Below are 24925 nucleotides of genomic sequence, written 5' to 3' on the forward strand. Positions count from 1 at the left end.
AAGGCCGCCGCAGCCGCCGCCGCGGCTGCTGAACGCAGCAAGGTCGCCGCCGGGAAGGTCTCGCAGGCCCTGGCCGAAGCCATCCGGCGTGCGGCGAAACAGGCGGCCGACGCAGCCAGGCGCGTCGAGGCATGGGCCACCCTGTCGGCCGCCAAGGCGCTCGACGCCGGGCGGGACACGGCCAATGCCGCCCTGGCAGAAGCAAGGACGGCCTCCGAGGCCAGCCAGGAGGCCTTGCAGCGCGCCAACGAAGCCGTCGAGCAGGCCGCCAAGGCAAGCCGGGAAGACGCCCAGGCGGCCGCCCGCGCCGCGCAGGACGCGCTGGAGAAGGCCGCCGAAGCGGCGCACAAGGCCGCACGAGCGGCACGCGATGCCGTTTCGCAGGCACCGGCAGGCGCCGCCGGGCAGAACAGATGACGACGGCTTGGGCCAAGCACCCGCCGCTTGCTTGATTTGCATCAAGCCCCATCGGCATCCGATGCGATGGAATGGCCTTTTCGAATCGCCGGGGGGCAAGGAATATGAACGACAAGCTCGAAAGCCTGAAGACGTGGACGCATCAGATCGACGACGTGATGCTCGAGATCGTGCGCGAGGCCGCGATCTGCGACGTGAAGCTGCTCGATGCGGGTGTCATCGAAGCCGTGCTGAACAACAACGATTCCGTCTGCGGCCATCAGAACCCCAGGGCGTTCAAGAAGCTGCGGGACCTGCTGATGCTGGGCTTCATCATGCGCGGCAAGGCGTACGAGAAGCTTGGCGTCATCGAGGCGGAAGAACTGATCGCCTGCATACGCGAGAAGCTGCGCACGCGCGTTGGAGGAAAGCTGGGCGGAACCGCCAGCTGAGCAAGGATGAACGAGGAGCAACAGACATGAAATCCAGCCGCAAGAGCGACATCCCCGACGACACCGCCGCCCTGCCCGCCGAAGCGGACACGGCGCCCGCCTTGCACGACGGCAAGCCCGCGCCGTTTTCCAACAAGGACTATGAAAAGGCCCTGCGCAAGCTCCATGTCGAGCTGGTCAAGATGCAGGAATGGGTCGTGCACAAGGGACTGAAGGTCTGCATCGTTTTCGAAGGACGCGACGGGGCCGGCAAGGGGGGCACGATCAAGGCCCTGACCGAACGCGTGAGCCCGCGGATCTTTCGCGTGGTGGCACTGCCCGCCCCCACGGAGCGCGAGAAGACCCAGATGTACCTGCAGCGCTATGTGCCCCACCTGCCCGCGGCCGGCGAAGTCGTCATCTTCGACCGCAGCTGGTACAACCGCGCCGGCGTGGAGCGGGTGATGGGCTTTTGCACCGATGAGCAGGCCGAGAAGTTCCTGGATGCCGTGCCGCTGGTGGAGCAGGCCATCGTGAACTCGGGCGTCATCCTCCTCAAATACTGGCTGGAGGTGAGCCCGGACGAGCAGACAAGCCGCCTGAAGTCGCGCATCCACGATGGCCGCAAGATCTGGAAGCTCTCGCCGATGGACCTGAAGTCCTACGCACGCTGGTACGACTACTCGCGCGCCCGCGATGCCATGTTCGCCGCCACCGACACGAGCTTTGCGCCCTGGTACGTCGCGCCCTCCGACACCAAGAAGAAGGTGCGGCTCAACATCATCAGCCACATCCTCGCCCAGGTGCCCTACAAGGAAGTGCCGCGCGACAGGATCGTTCTTCCCAAGCGCCAGAAGCGCGGCGGCTACCGCGAATCGGCCCATCCCTTCAAGGTCATTCCCCAGAGGTACTGAAGTTTCCAACCAACCAACAACCAATCAACCAAGGAGAAGTGTCATGAGAAAGCGTGAGTTCCTCGCCACCGGTCTTGCCACCGTGTTCGCCGTGGCCTGCACCACCACCGGCTCTTCCGCCAGCGGCGACAGCAGCGCAAAGCGCAGCAGCGTCGACGCGTCCGTCGACAGCGCCCTGTCCAAGCTCTACGGGCAGGTGCCCGGTTCGCGCGAGCTGGCGGCACGGGCCAAGGGCGTGCTGGTGTTTCCCAGTGTGGTGTCGGCCGGGCTGGGCATCGGGGGCTCCTACGGGCAAGGCGCGCTTCGCGTGGGCGGGCGCACCGACGGCTACTACAGCACCACCGCGGCATCCGTCGGCCTGCTGGCCGGCGCGGACTCAAAGGCGGTCTACATCCTGTTCCTGACGCAGGACGCCCTGGACAAGTTCCGCGCAAGCCGCGGATGGACGGCCGGCGCGGACGCATCGGTGACCATGCTCAAGAGCGGCGCATCGGCGGCCATGGACACGCAGACGGCGCAACAGGCGGTCGTCGGCTATGCCCTCAGCAATGCGGGGCTGATGGCCAACCTGAGCCTGGACGGCACCAAGGTCAGCAAGCTCGATCTCTGATTGGCGGCGAAGTACCACTCTTGGCGGGCGCAAGGAAGGCCGCCGGCAGGCTCAACGCGAAGCCGTGGATGACCGGCGCTGGGCCTGCGGCGCCATCACCGGCGTCACGGTCACTTCGGTCGGGGGCCAGAAGTCGTAGTACCGCGTATTCAGATAGCGGGTGACGTTCAGGATGTCCTCCTCGCTCCAGTTCAGGTTGGCCACGGCCTGCCAGCGCCGCACCTGGACGTTCAGGCTCTTCCAGTCGCTGGCCAGCCGCCCGTCGCGCCAATGGACCTGCGCGGTGTGGCATTCGATGCAGTACTGGTTGTAGAGCATGTAGCCGCGCGCCTGTGCACCGGCCACGCCGCTGGCCAACGCGCAGGCCACGAACGCGCACAGCGGCGCCAGGCGGTTGGCAGACCCGATGCCAGCGCGCCGGCGGGACTTGTTGAAGGGGAACATGTGCGACTCCCGTATGGGCTGTAAAGCGATCAAGGAGCCTGCATCCTGCGCCGCTGCGCCTCCTGAACGCTTGCGCTGCATCAAAGCTCGCGTCGCACTGGCAGCCGCCATGCAACGGCACAGGCCGCTTCCTTGATCCAGCGCAACGCCGGGCCGGCGCCGGCTTCCTACAGTGGTGCCACGGTCAACCAACGCGAGGTACATCATGAAGACGGACGCTCAACTTCAGAACGACGTCGAGGCCGAACTGGCCTGGGATCCGCAGGTCACCCACACGAACGTGGGCGTGCTGGTCAAGGACGGCGTGGTCACGCTCACCGGCTATCCGGCGAGCCACTCGGAGAAATACGCCATTGAGCGCGCGACCCAGCGGGTGGCCGGCGTGCGGGCCATTGCGGTGGAGCTGGAGGTCAGGCTGCCGCAGGATGACGTGCGCCCCGATGGCGACATTGCATTGGCAGCCAAGCGGGCTCTCACCTGGAACGCCCTGCTGGCCGACCAGAACATCGGCGTCATGGTGGAGAAAGGCGACGTCATCCTGTCCGGCGAAGTCGAATGGCAGTTCCAGCGGCGCGCCGCCGAAGCCGCCGTGCGTCCCCTGCTGGGCGTGACGGCGGTCACCAACCAGATCGTGGTCAACCCCAGGATCAGCGCGGACAACATCGCCGCGAAGATCGACCACGCCCTCGCCCGCCAGGCGCATCGCGAGGCGCACAACATCCAGGTCATCGTGGACGGCGCATCGGTCACGCTGCGCGGCCAGGTGCATTCGTGGGCGGAGTGGCGGGCGGCACAAGGGGTGGCCTGGTCCGCGCCGGGCATCGCCACCGTCAACAACGACCTGCTGGTGGTGGTCTGACCTGCTGCGCCCACGCATGCAAGGCGGCGAGCGGCATTCGAAGGGGCGGACATGTACCAACGAATTCTCGTTCCGGTCGACGGAAGCGAAACATCCTTCCTGGGCGTGGACGAGGCCATCCGGCTGGCCGGCGTAACCGGCGGCCGCGTGCGCTTCGTGCATGCCATCGACGAGTTGTCCGTGGGGCTCGCCATGGACGCCTATGCCGGCTACATGGGCGACTTGCGCGCCTGCCTTCATGAAAACGCCACCGAGATGCTGGCGGGCGCCAAGGCCGCTGCCGGTGCCGCGGGCGCCGAGGCCGATGCGGTGCTGCACGACAGTTACAACGACAGGATCGCCGACGTCGTTGGGGCGCAGGCACGCCAATGGCCCGCCGACCTCATCGTGGTGGGCACGCACGGACGGCGCGGCGTGCGCCGGCTGGTGCTGGGCAGCGGCGCAGAGAGCATCCTGCGCACGGCGCCCGTGCCGGTCCTGCTGGTGCGGGCGCGACCGCAGCCCGGCACGGACGCATCCGCGCAGGAGCCTGCGCATGTGAGCCTTCCTTCGGCGGCGCTTTCCATGGAATAGGCGCGCACGATCATGCAGATTCAGTTTCTCGGCGCATCGGGCACGGTCACCGGCTCGCGCTACCTGCTCACGCACGACGGACACCGGCTGCTCGTCGACTGCGGCCTCTTCCAGGGCCTGAAGGAGCTGCGGCTTCGCAACTGGCAGCCGCTGCCCGTGGATGCCGCCGATATCGATGCCGTGCTCCTGACTCATGCGCACCTGGACCACAGCGGCTTCGTGCCGCGCCTGGTGTCGCTGGGGTTCAAGGGCCCCGTCTACTGCACGGAAGGCACGCGCCAGCTGTGCGGGCTGCTGCTGCCCGATTCGGGCCATCTGCTCGAGGAGGAGGCGGACTTTGCCAACCGGCATGGGTTCAGCAAGCACAACCCGGCCCTGCCGCTGTACACCGAGGAGGATGCGAAGGCCGCGCTGCGCTCCTTCGAGACCTGCGCTTTCGACGAGCCCTTTTCTCCCTGGACCGGATGGCGCATCCGGCTCACCCGCGCCGGCCACATCATCGGCGCCGCCAGTGCGCGCATCGAATGGGCGGGCGGCAGCATCCTGTTCTCGGGCGACATCGGTCGAAGCGACGACCTGGTGATGCGCCCGCCCCAGGCCTGCGAGCCTGCCAGCCACGTGGTGGTCGAGTCGACCTACGGCGACCGGCTCCACCCCCGGTCCGACGTGCTCGACGAGGTGGCCCAGATCGTCAGCCGCACCGCGGCGCGCGGGGGCATCGTGGTCATACCGTCGTTCGCCGTGGGGCGTGCTCAAACCCTCCTGCACTGCCTGCGCCTGCTCAAGGAGGGCGGCCGCATTCCCGACGTTCGCATCTACCTCAACAGCCCAATGGCGGCAGACACCACCGCCCTGTACCGCCGCCACCTCGACGAGCACCGGCTTGCCGCCCAGGACTGCGCGGCCCTGGGCAAGACGGCGACCATCGTCAACACGGTGGACGAGTCCAAGCGCCTGAACGAGCTGCGCTTCCCGTCCATCATCGTCTCGGCCAGCGGCATGGCCACCGGCGGGCGGGTGCTGCATCACCTGAAGGCCTACGCGCCCGACGAGCGCAACACCATCCTCTTCACGGGCTTCCAGGCGGCGGGCACGCGCGGCGCGGCACTGGTGGCCGGCGCGGCAAGCGTCAAGATCCACGGCAGCTACATCCCCGTGCGGGCCGAGGTCGTGCAGCTGCAGAGCCTGTCGGCGCACGCCGACCGGGAGCAGCTGCTGGCCTGGCTGGCCCCGCTTGCAGGCGCGCGGCGCATCTTCGTGACGCATGGCGAGCCGGTGGCATCCGACGCGCTGCGCCTGGCCATCCAGGAGCGTTACGCAACGCCGGTGACCGTGCCCGGGTACCGGGACACCTACGAGCTATGAGGTGGCGCACCATGAAGCACTCGTACCTGGTCGCATCGATCGTCCTTCTTGTCGCGGCCGTGGCCTGGATCGCCTTCAAGGTCATCCTGGCCATCGTGACCCGCGACTGACTGCTTCAGCGCCCCAGGATCTCCCGCAGCAGCAGCGCCTGGATCAGGCAGGTGCGGTTGTTCAGCCGCAGGGCCTCGCCCACGGGTGTCGAGCCCTTGCGCAGGGTCCAGCGGCAGGGGTCGCTCGCGTCCACGGTGAAGGGCACGGCCGGGGCCTGGGCGCCCTGCCCGTCCGCCTCGATGCCAAAGCCCAGGCGGTCGGCCGCGGCCACGAAAGTGCGGGCCGGCTCGGCCTGTGTGTTGCCGATGAAGCGGATTCGCCGGCCGGCATCGTCCACTGCCTTCTCGATCGTCCAGAGTTCGCCGTATGCCTTGACCGGGTGCTGCTCGCCTCCCAGGTCGCAGAAAACCGGGACACCTGCCTCCTGCGCGATGGACTGCACGGTGGCCCGCTCCAGGTTGGCGCAGTCCACCGCGTCGTAGAGCCGGCCCAGCACCCGGGCCATCGCCGCCACGCCGCGGGTGCCGCGCTGGTCGTCGTGGGCGAATTCGATCGAGACGGCATTCGCCCCCAGGTCGTCGATGGCCTTGTGCAGCAGCGTCTTGCGCCCGCCGGCGCCCGGCGGATGCAGAAGGGCCACGTTGACGCCGCGCAGACGCCCCGCCGCATGCGAAGGCGCCTGGCACAGTGCGGCGCGGCGAAACCAGTCCCGCAGTCCCGCTGCGTGCGGAACCGAGGGGCCCGCCACGGGCGAATCGCAAGGGCATGGATCGATGAGCACGGGCCCAAGGTACTCCGGCCCCGTCGCACGGCATTTGACGCCCGTCAACATTCGGACCGGGCCCGCACGCGCGTCACGATTCATTTACACGCGGTTGACCAAGGGACACCAATCCACCAGCGATGTTGAATCAAATGTCACACGCCCGCGCCTACCCTTGCGCCCACAAGCCAACCCCAGGAGCAGGCGATGACCGGCGAACGCATCCACCCTTCGTGCGACGAATCTTTCGGGCAGCGCATTGCGCAGACGCTGCAGCTGCTTCAGGCCAGCCTGCCGGTTCAGCGGCGCATGGTGCATGCCGGCGACAAGATCTATCGGGTCGGGCAGGAATTTGGATCGCTCCATGTGGTGAGCACCGGCATGGTCAAGGTGGTCAACCTGTCGGCCGACGGGCGCGAACAGGTGGTGGCCCTGCACTTTCGGGGCGACTGGCTCGGGCTGGAGGCCATCGCCACCGGCTCCTACGCCTGCGACGCCGTGGCCATGGACACCGGCGAAGTCTGGTCGGTGCCGTATGCGCAGCTGCTGACCGCCGCCCTGAGCCAACCCCAGTTGCTGCGCGCCCTGCACGACGCCATGAGCCGCCAGCTCGCGCGCGACCATGACTCGCTGCAGTCGCTGTGCGCGCTGCCCACCGACGCGCGGGTGGCCAGCTTCCTGCACTACTGGGCCGATGCCATGGCCAAGCGCGGGCTGCGCACCGACCAGATCTCGCTTCACATGACCCGTGCCGAGATCGGCAACTACCTGGGCATGACGCTGGAGTCCGTCAGCCGTGCGCTGTCGCGCCTGGCGCGCTGCGACATCATCCGCTTCCTGGAAAAGGGGCGGCGCGAGATCCACATCCCGCGCGTGGAGGCGCTCGACAGCTTCGTGCGGCAGGCGGCCGCGCTGCCGGCTGCGATCAGCGATTAGCGGCCAGAACCCGCTGCATGGCCGCTTCCAGCTCTGCGCGCGTGTAGGGCTTGTGCAGCACCAGCCAGTCGCCGCCTTCGCCGGGCAGGTCGCCCGAATAGCCGGAGACCAGCAGCACGGGCAATCCGGGGCTGCGCCGCAGCGCCTCGGCGGCCAGTTCGTTGCCCCGCATGCCGGGGCCCAGCAGCACATCGCTGACGAGCAGGTCGAAAGCTTCCTCGCCCAGCAGGTGCAGCGCGTCCTGCGCATTCGCGCACGGGCGGACCTCGCATTGCAGCGAAGCCAGGAAGCTTCGCGCCACCTCCATGACTTCCGGATCGTCCTCCACCAGCAGCACGCGCAGCCCTGCCGGAATGCCGCCCGACGCCTTGCCGCTGCCCTGCGCGGCGGCGGCATCGGCGCGCACCCGCGGCAGGTACAGGGTCAGGGTCGTGCCCGCACCGGCAGCGCTTTGCAGCCGCACCGCACCGCGCGACTGGCGGGCGAATCCATAGACGGTGGAAAGGCCGAGGCCAGTGCCCCGGCCGCTTTCCTTGGTGGTGAAGAAGGGCTCGAAGGCACGTTCGCACACCGCCTGCGACATGCCGGCACCGGTGTCGGCCATCGAGATCGCCACATAGCCCTGCGCGCCCGATTGGCCGGCCAGCTCCGGCGGCAGGTCGGCGGCGTCGGCAGCGCGGCACTCGAAAACCAGGGTCCCGCCCGCCGGCATCGCGTCCCGCGCATTGATGGCTCCGTTGAGCAGCGACGATTCCAACTGCACCGGGTCGGCCAGGCAATGCAGGCCCGCTTCGAGCTTGAGCTGGATGACGATGCGCGGATCGATAGTGCGTTGCAGCATGCCCGCGAGCGACTGCAGCAGCGCGCCCACATCGATCACCTCCGGCTGCAGCACCTGCCTGCGCGAGAAGGCCAGCAGCTTGGCCGTCAGCTCGGCGCCGCGCTGGGTGGCCCGCAGCGCGGCGCCGATCATCGGGGCCGCCACGGCATCGGCGTTCGCAGCGGCGTTTTCCTGCAGGATCTGCAGGTTGCCTGAAATGACGGTGAGGAGGTTGTTGAAGTCGTGGGCGATGCCCCCGGTAAGCTGGCCCACCGAATCCAGGCGCTGTGCATGCTTGAGCGCTTCTTCGCTGCCCGAGCGCTGCAGCACGGTGGCCACCATGCTCGAGATGGATTCCAGGAACCGCGTCTCGTCATCGGCGAAACGCGCGCGGCCTGTCGCAAACGCGCAGATCATCCCGAGCGTGCGCTCCCGGTCGGTCAGCGGAACGAGCAGTTCGCATGTCGCGCCGGCGTCCAGGTAGCGCGCCGGAATGGCCAGCGCCGCGCCGCCCGCATCCCGATCGATCAGCACCGGCCTGGCTTCGCGCAGCACCTGCTCGGCCCCACCGCCCGGCACGATGTCGACCACCTGGCCGACCGGCTCCTGCGCCAGGCCCAGCGCCGCCGCGATGCGCATCTGCGTGCCGTTGGGCTCCAGCAGGCGCACCTGCACCATCTCGATCTGCAGCGCCTCGGCCACCATGGTGGCCAGCTGCGAAAGCAGCACCTCCAGGTCGCGCGCATCCACCGCCAGGCGGCCGAACCGGGCCAGGCATTCGGCATACCGGGCGCGCTGCAGCGCCTGCTTGACCCGCGGGTACTCGGCCACGCCGCGGATGGCCGCCACCACGTAGGGCAGGCCGTGCTCCTGCAGCGGGCTGAGCGCAATCTCCACCAGCACCTCGCTGCCGTCGCGGCGCTTGGCCACCAGGTCCATCTGCGTTCCCATGGGGCGGCTGCGCGGATGCGCCGCATAGGCTGCGCGGTACGCCGCATGCCGCGGGCGGATGGCATCGGGCACCAGGACGTCCACCGGCAGCCCCTCCAGTTCGTCGGGCGCGTAGCCGAGCAGATCGCAGGCCGCCGGATTGGCAAGGCAGATCGTGCCCTTGAGGTCCACCACCACCAGCGCGTCGGGGTTGGCGGCGAAAAGCGAGCGGAAGACGGCACCGTCGTCGAAGCCCGGCGCACCGGTGGTGGCGGACATCAGCGCCGCTCCACCGGCGAGGCCAGCATGTACCCGGCCCCGCGCACCGACTTGATGAGCTGCGGATTGGCCGGGTCCGCCTCGAGCTTGCGACGCAGCCGGCCGATCTGCACGTCGATGGTCCGGTCGAACGGGCCGGCTTCGCGCCCGCGCGTGAGCTCGAGCAGGAAGTCGCGCGACAGCACGCGCCCCGGATGGGTGGCCAGTGCGCTGAGCAGGTCGAACTCGCCGGCGGTCAGCGGCACTTCCCTGCGCTGCGGGTCGAGCAGGCAGCGCGCCGCGCTGTCGAGCTGCCAGCCCGCGAAGCTCAGCAGGGTGCGGGGTGCAGCGCTGCCCGAGGGTGCCGGCTCCTGCACCTGCGGCGCCACGATGCGGCGCAGGACGGCCTTGATCCGGGCGGCCAGCTCGCGCAGCTCGAAGGGCTTGGTGACGTAGTCGTCGGCGCCCACCTCCAGGCCCGCCACCTTGTCCACCGCGTCGCCCCGCCCCGTGACGATGACCAGCCCGCAGCGCCAGTGCTCGCGCAGCCGGCGCGCAATGGCAAAGCCGTCTTCACCCGGCAGGCCCAGGTCCAGCAGCACGAGGGCGGGTGCGTCGCGGGCCATCAGCTCCATCAAGGCCGGGCCGGAGTGCACCTGGGTCACGCGAAAGCCATGCCCGGCAAGATAGGTCGCGAGCAACTCGGTGATGTCGGGCTCGTCGTCGAGGACGGCCAGGTGGGTGGGCACAGGAATCACGCGCCCGATGGTAGTGCGCGCCCGACGACGCACACAAGGTATTCACCCGGATACGAGTGCGCCCGGCGCGACGGCCCCGCCGGCCATGTCCCTTGAGCCACATCAAGGTGCGGGCCGCCAGGCGCCCCTAGCATTCGAGCGGACAGGAGACACAGCCATGCATGCACATTCCAAATCCCCGCAGCATCCGCCCCGCCTGCCCCATCCGCTGGCGCTGCAGATGTCCCTGGTCCAGTTTCAGCTGAACCAGGCGCTGGCACTCACCCGATGGGCCGCGACCCTGTGGCTGGCCGGGCACAAGCAGTGCTCGCGCTTGTCTGCGCTGCTGGCCGGCGGTGCTCCCATCGACGCTTGACGCCGTGCGCCCGGGCCCCGCGGCCCGGCCGGCAGGTGCCACGCCATGTCTGCCTTCGATCCCTGGACATCGCTGGCGCCGCTCGGCAAGGGCCTTGCGCAGCTGCTGCTTGCATCGCTCGTCGCAGCGCCGCTGCCGGCCGCCGCCGTGTGCCGCCAGCCCCTCACGGAGCCCGGGCCCGCGGCCGTGGTCAGCCGCATCCCCAGCGTGGTGGACATCCGCACGCTGCGCGTTGGCAGAACCGTGGGCGACACCGGCTTCGAGCCGGAGATCCAGCCCGAGGCCGATTTCAGCGACCGCCTCTCCTGGCCCCTGCCCGCCGCCATGCCGCTCGGCCAGCAGCGCGATCTCGCCTCGGGCGTCATCGTGGGCAGCGACGGCCTCGTCATGTCCAGCGCGCATGTCGTATCGGACGTGGACGAAATCCAGGTGCACCTGGCCGACGGGCGCCGCTTTCCCGGCCGGCTGGTGGGCAGCGACCGGCTCACCGACATCGCCCTGGTGAAGATCGAGGCGCACGGCCTGCCGGTGGCCCCGGTGGGCGACTCGTCCGCGTTGCGGCCCGGCGACTGGGTGGCCGCCGTGGGCTCGCCGTTCGGCTTCAGCGGCAGCCTGACCAGCGGCGTGGTCAGCGCCGTCGACCGGTTCATCGGCGGCGCCGGGCAGGTGCCCTTCATACAGACCGACGTGGCCATCAACCCGGGCAGCTCGGGCAGCCCGCTGTTCAATCGCTGCGGCGAAGTCGTGGCAATCAACTCGCTCATCTTTTCAGGCACGGGCGGGTACATGGGGCTTTCCTTTGCAGTGCCCAGCAGCCTGGCCATGCAGACATTGGCGCGGCTGCAGCAGGACGGCGCCGTTCATCGCGCGCGGCTGGGTGCGCAGCTGCAGCAGCTCACACCCGCGCTGGCCGAATCCTTCGGCTTTGCGCAAGCAGGCGGCGCCTTGGTGGCGCATGTCGAACCCGGCACGCCCGCGGCGGCCGCGGGCCTGCAGGTCGGCGACGTGCTCGCCGCCCTGGACAACCACCCTGTGGCCGGGCTGCCGGAACTGCTGCAGCAGATCTCCGGAAGAAGTGCCGGAAGCCTGAGCCGCCTGACCGTCTGGCGACGGGGACAGGCCGCCAACCTCTGGATCACCTGGGCCGATGAGCCGCAGGGCGTTCGCCCTGCCCTCGCGGCAGCGCCAGGCGCCAACGAGTGGAACGACGGGCTCGGATTGCGCCTTGCCGAGCTGGACGCCAAGCTGCAGCGGCAGCTGAAGCTGCAGGACGGCCTGCTGGTGCGCGAGGCCAGCGGCGCCGCGCGCAGCGAGGGCATCCGCCCGGGCGACCTGGTGATGGCGGTGAACGACCAGCGCGTGGCGCGCGTAAAAGAGTTCCGCGCGGCGGTGCAGGGGCTGCCGCGCGACCGGTCGGCCGCCCTGCTGATCATGCGCAACCTGCGCCTGATCTACGTGCCCGTGGCCACCGTCGGCGCGCCCAGGCCGTAGCCGGCCCGGCGCGCCGGCGTGCACACGGCTTGCGCCATATCAAGATGCACGCACGCCGCCTTCTCCATACTGAAGCCATTACTCCAAGGAGCATCCGATGACCATCTATCAGCGCATCCTGGTTCCGATCGACGGCAGCGAAACGTCCGGCCTGGGGCAGGCGGAAGCCATCCGCCTGGCCAGCGTCACGGGCGGCACGCTGCGCTTCTTCCATGTGGTGGACGACCTGTCCTTCGCCCTGGCGCTGGACGCCTACGCCGGCCACCCGGGCGAGTGGCTGGCCTCGCTGCGCCGAGATGGCCGCCGCCTCCTGGACGAGGCCGTCAAGGCGGCCGAAGCCAGCGGCGTCAAGGCCGAGGGCGTGCTGCACGAAAGCCTCAAGGACAAGTTCGCGCAGGCCGTGGCCAACGAGGCGGACCGCTGGGCCGCCGACCTGGTCGTGGTGGGCACGCACGGGCGCCACGGCGTGAGCCGGCTCGTGATGGGCAGCGGCGCGCAGGCGATCCTTGCCGCCGCGCATTCTCCGGTGCTGCTGGTGCGCCCTCCGGCCCCCGCCAAGGCGGAGGATGAAGCGCCCGAGAGCTTCCGCGCGAGCCTGGTGAGCGGCGCCCTCGCCGTCGAATAGCTGCACGCCTGCTGCGCGCCTGCCTCGAGGCATCGGCGCGCGGGCGCTGCGTGGCGCGCGCTCAGTTGGGCTCGCCGCGCACCAGCAAGACCGGCACCGGAGCGGTGCGCAGCACCTGTTCCGCGTCGCTGCCCAGCAGCATCCGGTTCACGCCCTTGCGGCCATGGGTGCCGATGACGATCAGGTCGGCGCCCCAGGCTTCGGCCTGCGCCCGCAGCACGTCGCACAGGCGGTCGGCCGAGGCCATGCACAGCCTTTCCTCGGCTTCGACCCCGGCGCGGCGGGCCTGCTCGTGGGCCTGCTCGAGCACCCGCTCGCCCGCCGCCTTCAGGCGCGGCAGCACGTCGTGGGCATAGGCCTCGAAGGTCTCGAAGCCTGTGATGTGCAGAATCTCGTCCACCATGTGCAGCAGGCACAGCTTGGCCTGGGTCAGCCGGGCAAGGCGCAGTGCCTCCTGCAGGCCCTTGGTTGCAGTCGGGCTGCCGTCGATGGCCACCAGGATTCGCCGGTACATCGCCGCCCCCTTTTTCCTTCAATGCGTCTCGAACAGCTGGTGCAGGATCGCCGGGTTCTCCAGCGTGGAGATGTCCTGCGTCACCGCCTCGCCCTTGGCCACCGAGCGCAGCAGCCGCCGCATGATCTTGCCGCTGCGCGTCTTGGGCAGGTTGTCTGCGAAGCGGATGTCCTTGGGCTTGGCGATCGGGCCGATCTCCTTGCCCACCCAGGTCCTCAGCTGCGCGGCCAGCGCGGCGGCGGCCTCGCCCTGCGGCCTGGCGCCCTTGAGCACCACGAAGGCGCAGATCGCCTCCCCGCTGGTCTCGTCGGGCCGGCCGACCACGGCCGCTTCGGCCACCAGTTCGGTGCAGGCGACCAGTGCCGACTCGATCTCCATCGTCCCCATGCGGTGGCCGCTGACGTTGAGCACGTCGTCGATGCGCCCGCCGATGGTGAAGTAGCCGGTCTCGCGGTCGCGCGAGGCGCCGTCCCCGGCCAGGTAGTAGCCGCGCAGCTCGGCCGGAAAGTAGCTGGCGCGGTAGCGCGCGTCGTCGCCCCAGATCGTGCGGATCATGCCGGGCCAGGGCTTCTTGATGACCAGCAGGCCGCTCTGGCCGTTGGGCACGTCGCCGCCCAGCTCGTCGACGATGGCCGCCGCGATGCCCGGAAACGGCAGCGCGCACGAGCCGGGCACGAGGCTGGTCGCGCCGGGCAGCGGCGTGATCATGTGCGCGCCGGTCTCGGTCTGCCACCAGGTGTCGACGATGGGGCACCGGCCGCCGCCCACATGCCGGTGGTACCACTCCCACGCCGCGGGGTTGATGGGCTCGCCCACCGAGCCGAGCACGCGCAGGCTCTGCAGGTCGTAGCGCTGCGGGTGGACCTGCGGGTTGGCTTCGGCCGCCTTGATGAGCGAACGGATGGCCGTGGGGGCGGTATAGAACACCGTGACCCGGTGCCGCCCGATCATCTGCCAGAAGCGCCCGGCGTTGGGCCAGGTGGGCACGCCCTCGAACATCAGCTGCGTCGCGCCGATGGCCAGCGGGCCGTAGGCGATGTAGCTGTGCCCGGTCACCCAGCCGATGTCGGCGGTGCACCAGAAGACGTCCTGGGGGTGCATGTCGAAGGTCCACTTCATCGTGACCGCGGCCTGCACCAGGTAGCCCCCGCTGCTGTGCTGCACGCCCTTGGGCTTGCCGGTGGAGCCGGAGGTGTAGAGCAGGAAGAGCGGGTGCTCGGCCTCCACCCACACCGGCTCGCAGCGCTCGGGTTGCGCGGCCGTCAGCTCATGCATCCAATGGTCGCGGTCGGTCCATGGAATCTGCCCGCCCGTGCGGCGATAGACGATGACGGCGCGCACCGCATCGCAACCGCCCAGCGCCAGCGCCTCGTCCACCACGCCCTTGAGCGACAGCGCCTTGCCGCCGCGCATCTGTTCGTCGGCCGTCAGCACCAGCACGGCGCCCGTGTCCGCGATGCGGTCGCGCAGCGAGTGCGCCGAGAAGCCGCCGAACACCACCGTGTGAATGGCGCCGATGCGCGCGCAGGCCTGCATGCAGGCCACGGCCTCCACCGACATGGGCATGTAGATGGCGACGCGGTCGCCCTTCTTCACGCCCTGGGCCTTGAGCATGTTGGCCAGCCGGCACACCATGGCCAGCAACTGGGCGTAGGTGGTGTGCGTGACGTGGCCGTCGTCAGCCTCGAAGATGATCGCCACCTTCTCGCCCCGGCCCTCGGCCACCTGGCGGTCCAGGCAGTTCCACGACACATTGAGGGTGCCGTCCTCGAACCAGGTGTAGTGCGGCGCGTTCTGCGTGCCCAGCAGCTTCCGGAAGGGCCGCTTCCAGTGCACGAACTCGCGCGCCAGGCGGGCCCAGTAGGCCTCGTGGTCTTCCTCGGCCTCGGCCGCCAGGCTCGCATAGCCGGCCCGGCCCGCCACATGGGCCTGGGCCGCCAGCGCAGGGGGCGGCGGATATTCCTGGGGTTCGACAAGATGGTCCAGCGGATTCATGCACGGCTCCTGGTTCCCGACGATCGGATGGATGTGCATGGTGGGCCAGCGGGCAGCGGCAAACCTTGCGCTGGCGCAAGGTTGTGTGCCGGCTGGATGGCATGCCCGGCCGTCCGCCGTTGCACGGGCCGGGCTGCAGCCTGCAGGCTAGGCCGCCTGCTCGCTCGCTCCCAGGTACGCCTTCGCCAGCGCTCCGTCACTCGCAATCTGCGCAGCAGTCCCCTCTGCCACGATGCGCCCGCCTTCGATCACATAGGCGCGATCGGCCAGCGCCAGCGCCAGGCCCGCCATCTGGTCGACCAGCAGGATGGTCATGCCCTCGGCGCGCAGCGCGTCGAGCGCCGCGAACAGCTCGGCCATGATCTTCGGCGCCAGGCCGAGCGAAGGCTCGTCCAGCAGCAGGATGCGCGGCCTGGACATGAGGCCCCGCGCAATGGCCAGCATCTGCTGCTCGCCACCCGAGAGCAGGCCCGCGCGCTGGTGCAGCCGCTCGCGCAGACGCGGGAAACGGTCCAGCATCTGCTGCACGCGCTCTTCGCGGTCATGCTGCGCTTGCCGGAATGCGCCCAACCGGATGTTGTCCAGCACGCTCAGTTCCGCAAACACCTGCCTGCCCTCCGGCACCAGCACCAGGCCGCGCTGCACGATCTGCTCGGCGCCCAGGCGGTTGAGGTCCTTGCCGTCCAGATGAATGCCGCCACTGACGATCGGCCGATGCAGGCCCGCCAGCGAACGCATCAAGGTCGACTTGCCGCTGCCGTTGGCGCCCAGCAGCGCCACCACCTGGCCTTGCCGCACTTGCAGGTCGATGCCGTGCAGCACCGGCTCGGCGCCGTAGCCTGCCACCAGCGCACCCACGCCCAGAAGCTCCGGTGCGTCGGCATGGTCCGCACGGCCCGCGGACTGCACGCCGTCGAGCATGCCCGCTTCGCCCAGATAGGCCTGCCGCACACGCGGATCGGCCTGCACCTGGGCCGGTGTGCCCGCGGCCAGATGAGCGCCGGCATCGAGCACCACCACCTGCTGCGAGATGCCCATGACCAGTTCCATGTCGTGCTCGACCACCAGCACGCCGATGCCTGCCGCACCCGCAATCTGCCTGAGCAGCGCGGCCAGGCTGTTCTTGTCCTCGCGCGACAGGCCCGCCGCCGGCTCGTCGAGCAGCAGCATGTGCGGGTCGGTGGCCAGCGCACGGGCGATTTCGACCAGGCGGCGGTCCACGTGCGGCAGGTCCGACGCCAGTGTTTCGAGCGCACCGCCATAGCCGCAGAAGGCCAGCAGCGCCCTCGCCTGCCCGCGCAGTTGCGCCGTGCCGTGCCGGCTGGCGCCGAAGAGCCAGCCCAGCGCGCCGCGGCTGAGCGCCAGGGCCACGTTGTCCTGCACGCTCAGGCTTGCGAAGAGCTGCGAGCTTTGATAGGTGCGTGCCACGCCGCGCCGCGCAATGGCGTAGGCGGGCAGGCCCTGCAAGGCGTCCTGCCCAAGGGTGAATGCGCCGCCGGTGGGCACATAGAAGCCGCTGAGCATGTTCAGCGCCGTGGACTTGCCCGCCCCGTTCGGGCCGATGAGGCTGGTGATGCGGCCGGCAGGCGCACTGAAGCTCAACGCGCTCACCGCGCGCACCCCGCCGAACTGCATCGACAGCCCTTGCGCCGACAGCGCAGCACGAACGCGCTCGCGCAGAAGGAATGACGGAATGCCGGCGCCTGCCTGCTGCGGCTCTTCCTCAACCTGCGCAGCCGACGCCGGCGATGTGGGCGCCCCGCCCCCGCGCCAACGCGCCCACAGGCCCATGGCGCCTTCCGGCGCAGCCCACAGCACCACCAGGAGCAAGGCGCCGAAGAAAAGCAGCCGGTATTCCTCCAGCCCCGCCAGCAGTTCGGGCAGCAGTGCCACCACCAGGGCGCCGATGAGCGGCCCGGCCACCGAGCCCGCACCGCCCACGACCACCACCAGCACGAACAGGATCGACTGGCCGAAGCCGAAGCTGGACGGCGCCACGAAGCCCGACAGCGGCGCGAACAATCCGCCGGCCAGCCCCGCCGCCACGGCCGAGAGGGCAAAGGCCATGGTCTTGACCACCAGCGGGTTGATGCCGATGGATTCGGCAGCGGTCTCGCTGTCTTTCACGGCCCGCATCGCCGCGCCCCAGGTGCCGCGGGACAACCATGCGTACAAGGCCAGCACCACGCCCGCGCCCACGATGGCCAGCATGGCCACCGCGCGTTCGCCGCGCGCCAGCGCGCCCAGCGACGGCCCGGCAATGCCCATGATGCCGTTCTGCCCGCCGGTGAGCGCGCCCATCTCGATCACGCCGTGCTCGACGATGAAGCCGAAGGCAATGGTCACCATCGCGAGGTACGGCCCCTTGACCCGAAGCGCCGGCAGCGCCAGCAGCCAGCCCACCGCGCCCGACAGCACCGCCGCCACCGGCCAAGCGGCCCAGAAGCTCCAGCCGGCCTTGGTGCACAGGATGCTGACGGTGTAGGCACCGATGGCATAAAAGCCCACATGGCCGAACGACACCTGGCCCGTGAGGCCCTGCAGCACGTTCAGGCCGATGCCCACGATGGCCAGCAGCGCCACGTTGGCCAGCACGAACACGTAGTAGCCGTTGACGGTGGCGGCGGCGAGCACGCCTGCCAGCATCAGCGCGAGCACCGCGGCGATCTGCGGCAGGCTGCCCAGGCCGAACCTCGCCGCCGGGCCGGTGCGCATCGGTACCTGCGCCAAGGGCAACACCGCACTCATACCTTCTTCACCTCCGCACGCCCGAACAAGCCGTTGGGCCGCATGGCCAGCAGCACGATCACCACGCTGAAGCTCACGATCTGCGTGTAGCTCGAGCCCAGCGTGGCGGTGATCAGCGCCTCGAGCACGCCGAACAGCAGCCCCGCCACCATCACCCCCCATGCGCTGCCGATGCCGCCCAGGATGGCCACGGCAAAGGCCTTCAGGCCCAACACGGTGCCCATGTCGGCATTCACGTTGAACAGCGGCGCGATCAGCACGCCGGCCACGCCCGCGAACAGGGCCGACAGCGCAAAGGCCAGCGCCACCACCCGCTTGATCGGAATGCCCATGAGCCGCGAGGCATCGCGGTTCTGCACCACCGCCAGCATGGCCACGCCCCAGCGCGTGCGGCGCTGCACGGCATGCAGCGCAGCGGCCAGCAGCAGGCCTACCACGGGAATCAGCACCTGCAGCGGGTACACGCTCAGCCCCACGCCGCCCACCGACAGCGGCGACACGGCGAGCGGAGAAGCCAAGCTGCGCGGCTCCTTGCCGAAGGTGAACAGCACCACGTTGTCCAGCACGATGCCTAACGCCACGGTGGCGATCAGCCATGCATTCGAATTGCGCCTGGCAAAGGGCCGCACCGCCAGGAACTCCACCAGCAACCCGTAGAGCGCGCACGCCAGCAGCGCCAGTACCACGGCCGGGAACATCGGCCAGCCGAAAGTCTGCGCCAAGGCAAAGGTGAGCACCGCCCCCAGCATCATCGAGCTGCCCTGGGCGAAGTTCACCGTGCCCGACACCGCATAGGTGATGTGAAAGCCAAGGGCCATCAGCCCGTACATGCTGCCCAGGCCGATGCCGGCAAGGAACAACGAAATCGAATGCATGGTGATCCTCAGCTGAGCGACGGCGTTGGAACGGTCACGTCGCCTAGTTCTCTACGGGCACGATGCGGTTGTCGATGAACTGCGCCCACACGTAGTCGTCGGGGCCGATGGCGTCGTGGTTGGTGGGCGTGAAGGGCTTGTCGTACTTCTTGATCAGGCCGTCGTAGGTCTTGATCTTGTAGAAGCCCTGGCGCACGGCGTCGCCGTCGGTGGAGCCGGCGGCCGCAATGGCCAGCGCCGACAGGTGCATGGCGTCGTAGGCGTTGGCTACGCCCACGGCCGGCGTGATGTCGCCCGGGCCCTTGATGCCCGGGTACTTGGCCATCAGCGCCTTGGTCACCTGCTCGCCCTTGGGCGACTGCTTGCCGAAGAAGCTGTAGGTCTGCACGAAGTGCACGTCCTTGCCGTTGGGGCCGGCCAGCTCGGTGAAGCGGCCGCCCGCCGGGCCCCAGTGCGACACCACCGGCACCTTCCAGCCCATGCGGTCGAGCGACTTCACCACCTGCGCCGAGGGGCCGACATTGCCCACCAGGAACAGGGTGTCGGCGCCCGCGGCCTTCAGGCGCGTGAGCTGCGGAATCATGTCCAGGTCGTTGGCCTCGTACTTCTCGATGCCGGCGGCCGTCACGCCCTTGGCGGCGAGCGCGGCCTTCAGGCCCTTCTCGTTCGATTCACCCCAGGGGTTGTTCACCAGGATCATGCCGGGCTTGACCGACTTGAAGTTCTTCTGCGCGTACTGGAGCATGGCCACGTCCACGATGTCGTCCATGGCCGAGACGCGGAAGGCGAAGTTGGGGTTGGCGCCGTTGCGCGTGATGCCGGTGCCCGCCGCCCAGGGCCCCATGAAAGGCACCTTCTCCTGGTTGGCAAGCGGCACGATCGCCATCGACACCGGCGTATCCAGGCCGCCGAACAGCACCGTCACCTTCTCCTTGAAGATGAGCTCGCGCGCGGCAGTCACGCCCTTGGCGGGGTTGGCCTCGTCATCGCGGCGCACCAGCTCGAGCTGGCGCCCGCCCAGCAGGCCGCCCTTGGCGTTGATCTCGTCGATGGCCAGCTGCATGCCGCGCGTGATCGCCTCGCCGGCCAGCGCCGACTGGCCCGACATGGCCGTAACCAGGCCGATCTTGATCGTCTCGGCAGCCAGCGCGCTGCCGGCGAAGCCGGCCGACAGGGCCAGTGCCGCCGCACCGGAAAGAAAGCTGCGGCGGGCCACGGAGGAAGAGAAGGACATGGGCGTTGCTCCGGAGTTGGGTGAACAGCCCATGGCAATGCAAGCGCCATGCCAATGTCATCAAACCGCACAGTTGTTGGTGAACATTGCGCTATTTGGATTGTTGACAATCGGCCTTGCGCTTGCGAACTCCGGCGCCCCCCGTGATGCACCCTTGTGCTTCACGCCATGCACCAAGCTGGCGCTTCGCCGGCGTGGTCCAGGCGCGCCGGCACTGTGGCAAGCTAGCGGCCATCCACCGCTTGTTTTCTTTTTCTTTCGCCGCCGCGCCATGGCCCGCTCTTTTGCCACTGCTGCCCGTTCCGACATCGAGTCCAACGAAGCGCTGACGCATCCCGGCGGCGCCCTGTCGTCCGTCGACCCGGGCGACGACGGCATCGAGTCGCGCATCTACCGCGCGGTGTTCGAAAGCGTGATGAACCAGCGCCTGACGCCCGGCACCAAGCTGCCCGAAGCCCAGCTGTGCGAGCTCTTCGGCGCCAGCCGCGGCACGGTGCGCAAGGTGCTGCAGCGCCTGGCACACGACCACATCGTGCAGCTGCGGCCCAACCGCGGCGCGATCATTGCCGTGCCCTCGCCCGAGGAAATCCGCCAGATCTTCGAGGCACGCCGCGGGCTGGAGGCGATCATCGTCAACCTCGCCACGCAGAACGCCAAGGCGGCCGACATCGCGGACCTGCGCCGGCTGCTCAAGGCCGAGCACGATGCCATGCATCGCTTCGAGCAGCCCGACTGGGCACGGCTGGCCAGCGGCTTTCACCTGCGGCTGGGGGCCCTGTCGCGCAACCCGATCCTGGAGCGCTACCTGGTGGAGATGGTTTCGCGCTGCTCGCTCATCGTCGCCCTGTACGAGCCGCCCGGCAATGCATCGTGCGAGCACGACGAGCATGAACGCATCGTCGAGCGCATGGCCAAGGGCGATGCGGCCGGCGCGGTGCAGCTCATGGACGAACACCTGCGGCAACTGGAGCGCAACGTGTCGCTCAAGCGCTCGGAGCCCGAACGCACGCTGGCACACCTGCTGGGCATGGCCTGAGCCTGGTGGGCGGCCCGCGATGCACAAGTTCACAGAACCAATGCGTGAGGAGCCGACATGTATTCCCATGTTTTCGTCAGCGTCAGCGATTTCGAGCGCGCCTTGCGCTTCTACGGCGCCGTGATGGACAGCCTGGGTGTCGAACTGCGCTTCTGCGAGCGAGAGAGGCCCTGGGCTGGCTGGCACAGCGCAGGTGCGGCGCGTCCCTTCTTCGTCATCTGCAAGCCTTTTGACGGACAGCCTCACCACCCCGGAAATGGGCAGATGGTTGCCTTCGCAGCGGCATCGAGGGAAGTCGTCGGCGCAACGTACCAGGCGGCCTTGGAGAATGGCGGCACCTGCGAAGGCCCGCCCGGGCTGCGCCCGCAGTACCACGACAACTACTACGGCGCGTACTTTCGTGACCCGGATGGGAACAAGCTCTGCGTCGCCTGTCACGCCCCACCGCTGGCCGGCGCTTGAGGGATCATGAGGGACGGCAGAATGCGGCCATGAGCGGTCACTCGGACGTATGGCGGGATTGCTGGACTACAAATTCAAGTGGACGGAGCGAGGAATGATCATCAGCTTTGCCGTTGTCGCCCTGGTGCTAACCATCGCAGCCAGCATCATGGTGTTCATGGTGCATATAAGGAGGTGGCTGACCGAGCCAACCTTGTCGGACAAGGAAGCCGCGAGGCGCTTTGCCAAACGACACAGCCTCGGGCTCTGGCTCGCTGTTGTGCCTGGGATTGGCTTCTTTATTGCAGGGTTTCTGCCAACGAAGCTCACCGCTTCAGGTGTCCCCGCTTGGATCGTCGTCGGGGTGCTGTGCTTTGTTCCGTTGTTCTTTTACGTGACTGTCATATTCCGTTGCCCAAAATGCGGCGCGCACCCAACGAGTAGCACCCCTGGTACGACCGGCCTTCTCATCCTTCCGAAGCGATGTGCAAAGTGCAAGGCACCTTTGCTACCCGAGCATCGCTGGGGACAGGACTGAGATCGGCCACGAGCGGAATCTCCCAGAGCCACTCGTGGATGTCGGCTCTCGGAACTGCAAGCAGGCAAAAGTCGAACACAACCATGAGGACCGGACACGCTGCGGAACGGTATTCTCAGGGCTGCCTTTCGACGGCAATTCTGGGCCCTTTGCCTCAAGCGGTACTAGCCGCCTATTTGTTGACAAAGCAGCGAAATGCGTTCTCCGAAGGTGGTCATAGAGCGCCGCGGCTAGGCCGCTGACGAATTACTGCTTGCTCGTCATCTCCAGATGGCGCGTGGCCATCTCAATCGACAGGTCCAGAATTGGCCCGTTGTCTCCGAGCGAACGACAGGCGGGGTAACCATGCCTCGATGGGGCGAATTTCGACCTCAAGAACATCGCCGTGTTCTCCAGATCCGACGATCTCCACCAACGCTTCGAGGGGCACCACCCGATCCATCTCATCTAGGAATTTGCGCTTGGGTGTCTTCTAAGTCTCGACCCGCTCCAGTTTTTCAGTCTGCGGCGACGAATGCGCCGGTGCCGGGCAGGTCCTGTCAATGGAGGCCCGCGCAATGCAAGAGTGTCCACTTAGTCAGAGCTTCGTGGCCATTCTGGGAAGCGCGCGAATTCGATGCTGCGGCACCATGGAACGATCTAAGAGGCTTCGGCGGAAGACTCAGTTCAGCTCGCGACGTTCGCTCCGCATAAACCCCGGCCAAGACGGTCAGCCAATATCGACGGGTGATCGGCGGATCTGCACCACGCCGCGGTCGGTCTGTACGCCCATCGCATACAGTCCCGAAGAGCCGCCGTTGTAGCGGATCTCGAAAGGGAAGTCCGATGGTGATGCCACATCGCCGAGCCAGCCTTTCAGATCGGAATAGGTCCCACCGATCTCGATCCACGCCAAGCCCTGCCCCTGTACCTCTCCAGATCCCGGCACCACCGGCAGGCTCGCCGCATGAACGCCGCCGCCCGGCTTGAAGTACAGGTTGGGCTTGCCGATTGGCCAGGCCACGGTCGCGCTCGGCGCCTGCAGTGCGAAGCCGCGCGAGCCGTTCATCATCTGGCGTCCGGCCTCATGACCCGTGGTGTTCGGATCGATCGTGGTGCCGTGATGCGCGGCGAAAGCCTCGAGCTCTTCGAGCGTGTCCGAGCGCAGACACCAACCGATGAAACGATCTCCTTCGCGCGTCTGGCGTTCCATGAAGACGGTCAGCGGCTCGCCGTGCGCAAGCGGCCGGCGGTCGATCACGCTTTCGACCTCGATATAGATGTCTGGCGCGAGCGGCACCACCCGATGGCCGATGCCATAGAGCGGAAAGAAGCCGCCGTCGTAGTTGCCGAGGCCGGTCTCCTGACTGAGGCGGAAAGTCGACTCGTAGACGTTGGGAGCTGCGAGGCAGACATGGTCGAAGTGAATCACTGCTGTTCCTTGGAATGATGTGTTGACGAAGGTGTGCGACTAGCGCGTGACCGCCCTGTAGCGGCCCACCTGAGCGGACCGTGGGCTGATGAGCGCCCTTTGCCTCATGAGCCGGCTCGCGAGATAGATCAGGACGGCGCCGAGCAGCGCGGCAATCGCGAGAAACAGAAGTCCAGCGTCATAAGACCCCGTGCGGTCCTTCAGCAGGCCAATGAAGTAGGGACTGGCGATCGAGCCGACGATGCCGAAGCAGTTGACATAGGCGAACACCACTGCCGCGGTCTTGCCCCTGACCCCAATGCCGGTCAGTTGCCAGATACAGATCGGCCCGCTGACCAGACCAGCAGTCAGCAGCGCCAGTCCCGCGATCGACGCGTAGAGGCTATGAATGCTCAACAGGATGCCGATGCCCAGTGCAGCGGTCGCGAAGGAGGCGATCGCGTGCCACACGCGTTCGTTCGTCCGGTCGGAATGCGCGACCCAGAACCAGTACATGACCATACCGAACACACTAGGGATCGCCGACAGCAGTCCGACCTGGACGGTCGACAGCGTGACACCGAAGAGGCGACCGAACTCCTGGACGATCTGCGGCGTGAAGATCAGGCTCGCATAGAAGCCCATCTGGGCCATCGCATAGGCGAGGGACAGAAGGATCAAGTGCGGCTGCAACAAGGTGACGCGCAACGGCGGCTCATCTGCCGACGCCGGAGCGTCCGCGATGTCCCGCGCCGCAAGGACCTGCCGCTTCTCTTCGTCAGTCAGCCAGTCGGCCTCTTCCGGCTTCGAGGTCAGGAAGCGGATGGAGTAGAAGCCCAGCAACACCGGAAGCAGGCCCTCGACGAAAAGCATGATCCGCCAGCCGGAGAAGCCGAAGAGGCCATCGGCATACTGCACGATCGCCGCCGACATCGGCGTGCCCACGATGACCGCCCAGGGCAGCACCGCGATCACAAGCATGCGCCCGCGAAGGTTTGGCGGAAACCACAGCGCCAGGCAATAGATCAAGCCCGGGAACAATCCGGCTTCGGCGACACCGAGCAGCATGCGGATCGCGATCAGCTGCCATCCGTTTTGCACGAACGCAGTGCACGCGGAGATCAGGCCCCAGGTCACCATGATCCGCGTGAGCCAGATTCGCGCGCCGACCCGGTGCAGGATGATGTTGCTCGGGATCTCCATTGCCAGGTAGCCGATGAAGAACAGTCCGGCGGCGAGTCCGAATACCTGCTGGCTGATGCCCAGCTCCGCATTCATGCGCAATGCGGCGGTCCCGATGTTGATGCGGTCGAGGTACGCCATGGTGTACATCAGCATCAGGATCGGAATGATCCGCCTGATCACTTTGCGCTGTACTGACGCGGGAAGTGCTTGAGTCATACGGAGTCCTAGGAGCTTGAGAAGTTGACGGGCGAGGCCCGGCCGGGCGGTAGCACGCCATCAGCGTTGATCAAATGATCGCCAACAGGACGATGACTGAAAAGGACAATCTTTCTCACGGTTTCGGACATTGGCGGTCCGATCCCCCTAAACTGCGCCTTTCGCCCGGAGCAC

The 24925-nt window shown here is 68.1% G+C and carries 24 protein-coding genes and 1 pseudogene; 14 read left to right on the plus strand and 11 right to left on the minus strand.

From position 1 onward, the window contains the following. The 4 genes and pseudogenes from VSO01S_RS27470 to VSO01S_RS02740 all read left to right on the plus strand — a co-directional run. A pseudogene (locus tag VSO01S_RS27470) lies at positions 1 to 417 on the plus strand (hypothetical protein); the annotation flags it as partial. 104 nt (positions 418 to 521) lie between these two features. Further along, entirely contained in the window at positions 522 to 848 is a 327-nt protein-coding gene (locus VSO01S_RS02730; protein WP_068640265.1) for a hypothetical protein, read from the plus strand. 26 nt (positions 849 to 874) lie between these two features. Then, entirely contained in the window at positions 875 to 1741 is an 867-nt protein-coding gene (gene ppk2, locus VSO01S_RS02735; protein ID WP_084241642.1) for a polyphosphate kinase 2, read from the plus strand. A gap of 43 nt (positions 1742 to 1784) precedes the next feature. Then, positions 1785 to 2351 (plus strand): BPSL1445 family SYLF domain-containing lipoprotein, encoded by a 567-nt coding sequence (locus tag VSO01S_RS02740; RefSeq protein WP_068640266.1) that lies wholly within the window; start codon positions 1785 to 1787, stop codon positions 2349 to 2351. Between the two features lie 51 nt (positions 2352 to 2402). Here VSO01S_RS02740 and VSO01S_RS02745 read toward each other — a convergent pair whose 3' ends face one another. Further along, a complete protein-coding gene (locus tag VSO01S_RS02745; protein ID WP_174544702.1) occupies positions 2403 to 2795 on the minus strand; it encodes a c-type cytochrome in 393 nt (130 codons plus the stop codon). 205 nt (positions 2796 to 3000) lie between these two features. Between VSO01S_RS02745 and VSO01S_RS02750 the strand changes: the two genes are divergently transcribed. The 3 genes from VSO01S_RS02750 to VSO01S_RS02760 are packed head-to-tail and all read left to right on the plus strand — an operon-like array spanning position 3001 to position 5592. Further along, complete coding sequence (locus tag VSO01S_RS02750) at positions 3001 to 3654, plus strand: BON domain-containing protein (protein ID WP_068640267.1); 654 nt, start codon at positions 3001 to 3003, stop codon at positions 3652 to 3654. Positions 3655 to 3705: 51 nt separating this feature from the next. Next, positions 3706 to 4227, plus strand: a complete 522-nt coding sequence (locus VSO01S_RS02755) for a universal stress protein (protein WP_068640268.1) — start codon at positions 3706 to 3708, stop codon at positions 4225 to 4227. A gap of 12 nt (positions 4228 to 4239) precedes the next feature. Then, positions 4240 to 5592, plus strand: coding sequence for an MBL fold metallo-hydrolase (locus VSO01S_RS02760; RefSeq protein WP_068640269.1), 1353 nt, complete (start codon positions 4240 to 4242; stop codon positions 5590 to 5592). A 115-nt stretch (positions 5593 to 5707) separates the two neighbouring features. Here VSO01S_RS02760 and VSO01S_RS02765 read toward each other — a convergent pair whose 3' ends face one another. Then, a complete protein-coding gene (locus VSO01S_RS02765; protein WP_153305110.1) occupies positions 5708 to 6424 on the minus strand; it encodes a Rossmann-fold NAD(P)-binding domain-containing protein in 717 nt (238 codons plus the stop codon). A 189-nt stretch (positions 6425 to 6613) separates the two neighbouring features. Between VSO01S_RS02765 and VSO01S_RS02770 the strand changes: the two genes are divergently transcribed. Continuing rightward, a complete protein-coding gene (locus VSO01S_RS02770; RefSeq protein ID WP_068640271.1) occupies positions 6614 to 7342 on the plus strand; it encodes a Crp/Fnr family transcriptional regulator in 729 nt (242 codons plus the stop codon). Here VSO01S_RS02770 and VSO01S_RS02775 read toward each other — a convergent pair. Together VSO01S_RS02775 and VSO01S_RS02780 are read right to left on the minus strand one after the other, a co-directional pair. Next, positions 7332 to 9371, minus strand: coding sequence for a PAS domain S-box protein (locus VSO01S_RS02775; protein WP_068640272.1), 2040 nt, complete (start codon positions 9369 to 9371; stop codon positions 7332 to 7334). The two genes, VSO01S_RS02770 and VSO01S_RS02775, sit on opposite strands and share 11 nt — an antisense overlap. Next, positions 9371 to 10108 (minus strand): winged helix-turn-helix domain-containing protein, encoded by a 738-nt coding sequence (locus VSO01S_RS02780; RefSeq protein ID WP_245684087.1) that lies wholly within the window; start codon positions 10106 to 10108, stop codon positions 9371 to 9373. The genes VSO01S_RS02775 and VSO01S_RS02780 overlap by 1 nt, the downstream gene beginning before the upstream one ends. A gap of 157 nt (positions 10109 to 10265) precedes the next feature. Here VSO01S_RS02780 and VSO01S_RS02785 point away from each other — a divergent pair, with 157 nt between their 5' ends. From VSO01S_RS02785 to VSO01S_RS02795, 3 genes are all read left to right on the plus strand, one after another. Beyond that, complete coding sequence (locus tag VSO01S_RS02785) at positions 10266 to 10463, plus strand: hypothetical protein (RefSeq protein ID WP_068640273.1); 198 nt, start codon at positions 10266 to 10268, stop codon at positions 10461 to 10463. Between the two features lie 45 nt (positions 10464 to 10508). Further along, entirely contained in the window at positions 10509 to 11954 is a 1446-nt protein-coding gene (locus VSO01S_RS02790; protein ID WP_245684088.1) for a trypsin-like peptidase domain-containing protein, read from the plus strand. A gap of 97 nt (positions 11955 to 12051) precedes the next feature. Then, a complete protein-coding gene (locus tag VSO01S_RS02795) occupies positions 12052 to 12579 on the plus strand; it encodes a universal stress protein (RefSeq protein WP_306301702.1) in 528 nt (175 codons plus the stop codon). Between the two features lie 61 nt (positions 12580 to 12640). Here the strand turns inward: VSO01S_RS02795 and VSO01S_RS02800 are convergent, their stop codons facing one another. The 5 genes from VSO01S_RS02800 to VSO01S_RS02820 form a co-directional block, all read right to left on the minus strand. Further along, positions 12641 to 13093 carry a universal stress protein gene (locus VSO01S_RS02800; protein ID WP_068640274.1) on the minus strand — a complete coding sequence of 151 codons (453 nt, stop codon included), beginning with the start codon at positions 13091 to 13093 and terminating at the stop codon, positions 12641 to 12643. Between the two features lie 18 nt (positions 13094 to 13111). After that, positions 13112 to 15088, minus strand: coding sequence for an acetate--CoA ligase (gene acs, locus VSO01S_RS02805; protein ID WP_068640275.1), 1977 nt, complete (start codon positions 15086 to 15088; stop codon positions 13112 to 13114). Positions 15089 to 15235: 147 nt separating this feature from the next. Further along, positions 15236 to 17803, minus strand: a complete 2568-nt coding sequence (locus VSO01S_RS02810) for a branched-chain amino acid ABC transporter ATP-binding protein/permease (RefSeq protein ID WP_068640276.1) — start codon at positions 17801 to 17803, stop codon at positions 15236 to 15238. A 29-nt stretch (positions 17804 to 17832) separates the two neighbouring features. After that, complete coding sequence (locus tag VSO01S_RS02815) at positions 17833 to 18711, minus strand: branched-chain amino acid ABC transporter permease (RefSeq protein ID WP_068640277.1); 879 nt, start codon at positions 18709 to 18711, stop codon at positions 17833 to 17835. 43 nt (positions 18712 to 18754) lie between these two features. Further along, complete coding sequence (locus VSO01S_RS02820; RefSeq protein WP_068640278.1) at positions 18755 to 19945, minus strand: ABC transporter substrate-binding protein; 1191 nt, start codon at positions 19943 to 19945, stop codon at positions 18755 to 18757. A gap of 271 nt (positions 19946 to 20216) precedes the next feature. Between VSO01S_RS02820 and VSO01S_RS02825 the strand changes: the two genes are divergently transcribed. The 3 genes from VSO01S_RS02825 (at position 20217) to VSO01S_RS02835 (ending at position 21960) form a co-directional block, all read left to right on the plus strand. Then, positions 20217 to 20981: a GntR family transcriptional regulator gene (locus VSO01S_RS02825; protein WP_068640279.1), complete on the plus strand. Its 765-nt coding sequence runs from the start codon at positions 20217 to 20219 to the stop codon at positions 20979 to 20981. 57 nt (positions 20982 to 21038) lie between these two features. Continuing rightward, positions 21039 to 21443: a VOC family protein gene (locus tag VSO01S_RS02830; RefSeq protein ID WP_068640280.1), complete on the plus strand. Its 405-nt coding sequence runs from the start codon at positions 21039 to 21041 to the stop codon at positions 21441 to 21443. 94 nt (positions 21444 to 21537) lie between these two features. After that, positions 21538 to 21960 carry a hypothetical protein gene (locus VSO01S_RS02835; RefSeq protein ID WP_153305112.1) on the plus strand — a complete coding sequence of 141 codons (423 nt, stop codon included), beginning with the start codon at positions 21538 to 21540 and terminating at the stop codon, positions 21958 to 21960. 709 nt (positions 21961 to 22669) lie between these two features. Here VSO01S_RS02835 and VSO01S_RS02840 read toward each other — a convergent pair. Both VSO01S_RS02840 and VSO01S_RS02845 read right to left on the minus strand, forming a co-directional pair. Then, complete coding sequence (locus tag VSO01S_RS02840) at positions 22670 to 23371, minus strand: VOC family protein (RefSeq protein WP_068640282.1); 702 nt, start codon at positions 23369 to 23371, stop codon at positions 22670 to 22672. Positions 23372 to 23410: 39 nt separating this feature from the next. Further along, on the minus strand, positions 23411 to 24751 hold the full coding sequence (locus VSO01S_RS02845; RefSeq protein ID WP_084241643.1) for an MFS transporter: 1341 nt from the start codon (positions 24749 to 24751) through the stop codon (positions 23411 to 23413). Between the last annotated feature and the right edge of the window lie 174 nt (positions 24752 to 24925).

It is taken from the genome of Variovorax soli NBRC 106424 (assembly GCF_001591385.1).
GTDB lineage: Bacteria > Pseudomonadota > Gammaproteobacteria > Burkholderiales > Burkholderiaceae_C > Variovorax > Variovorax soli.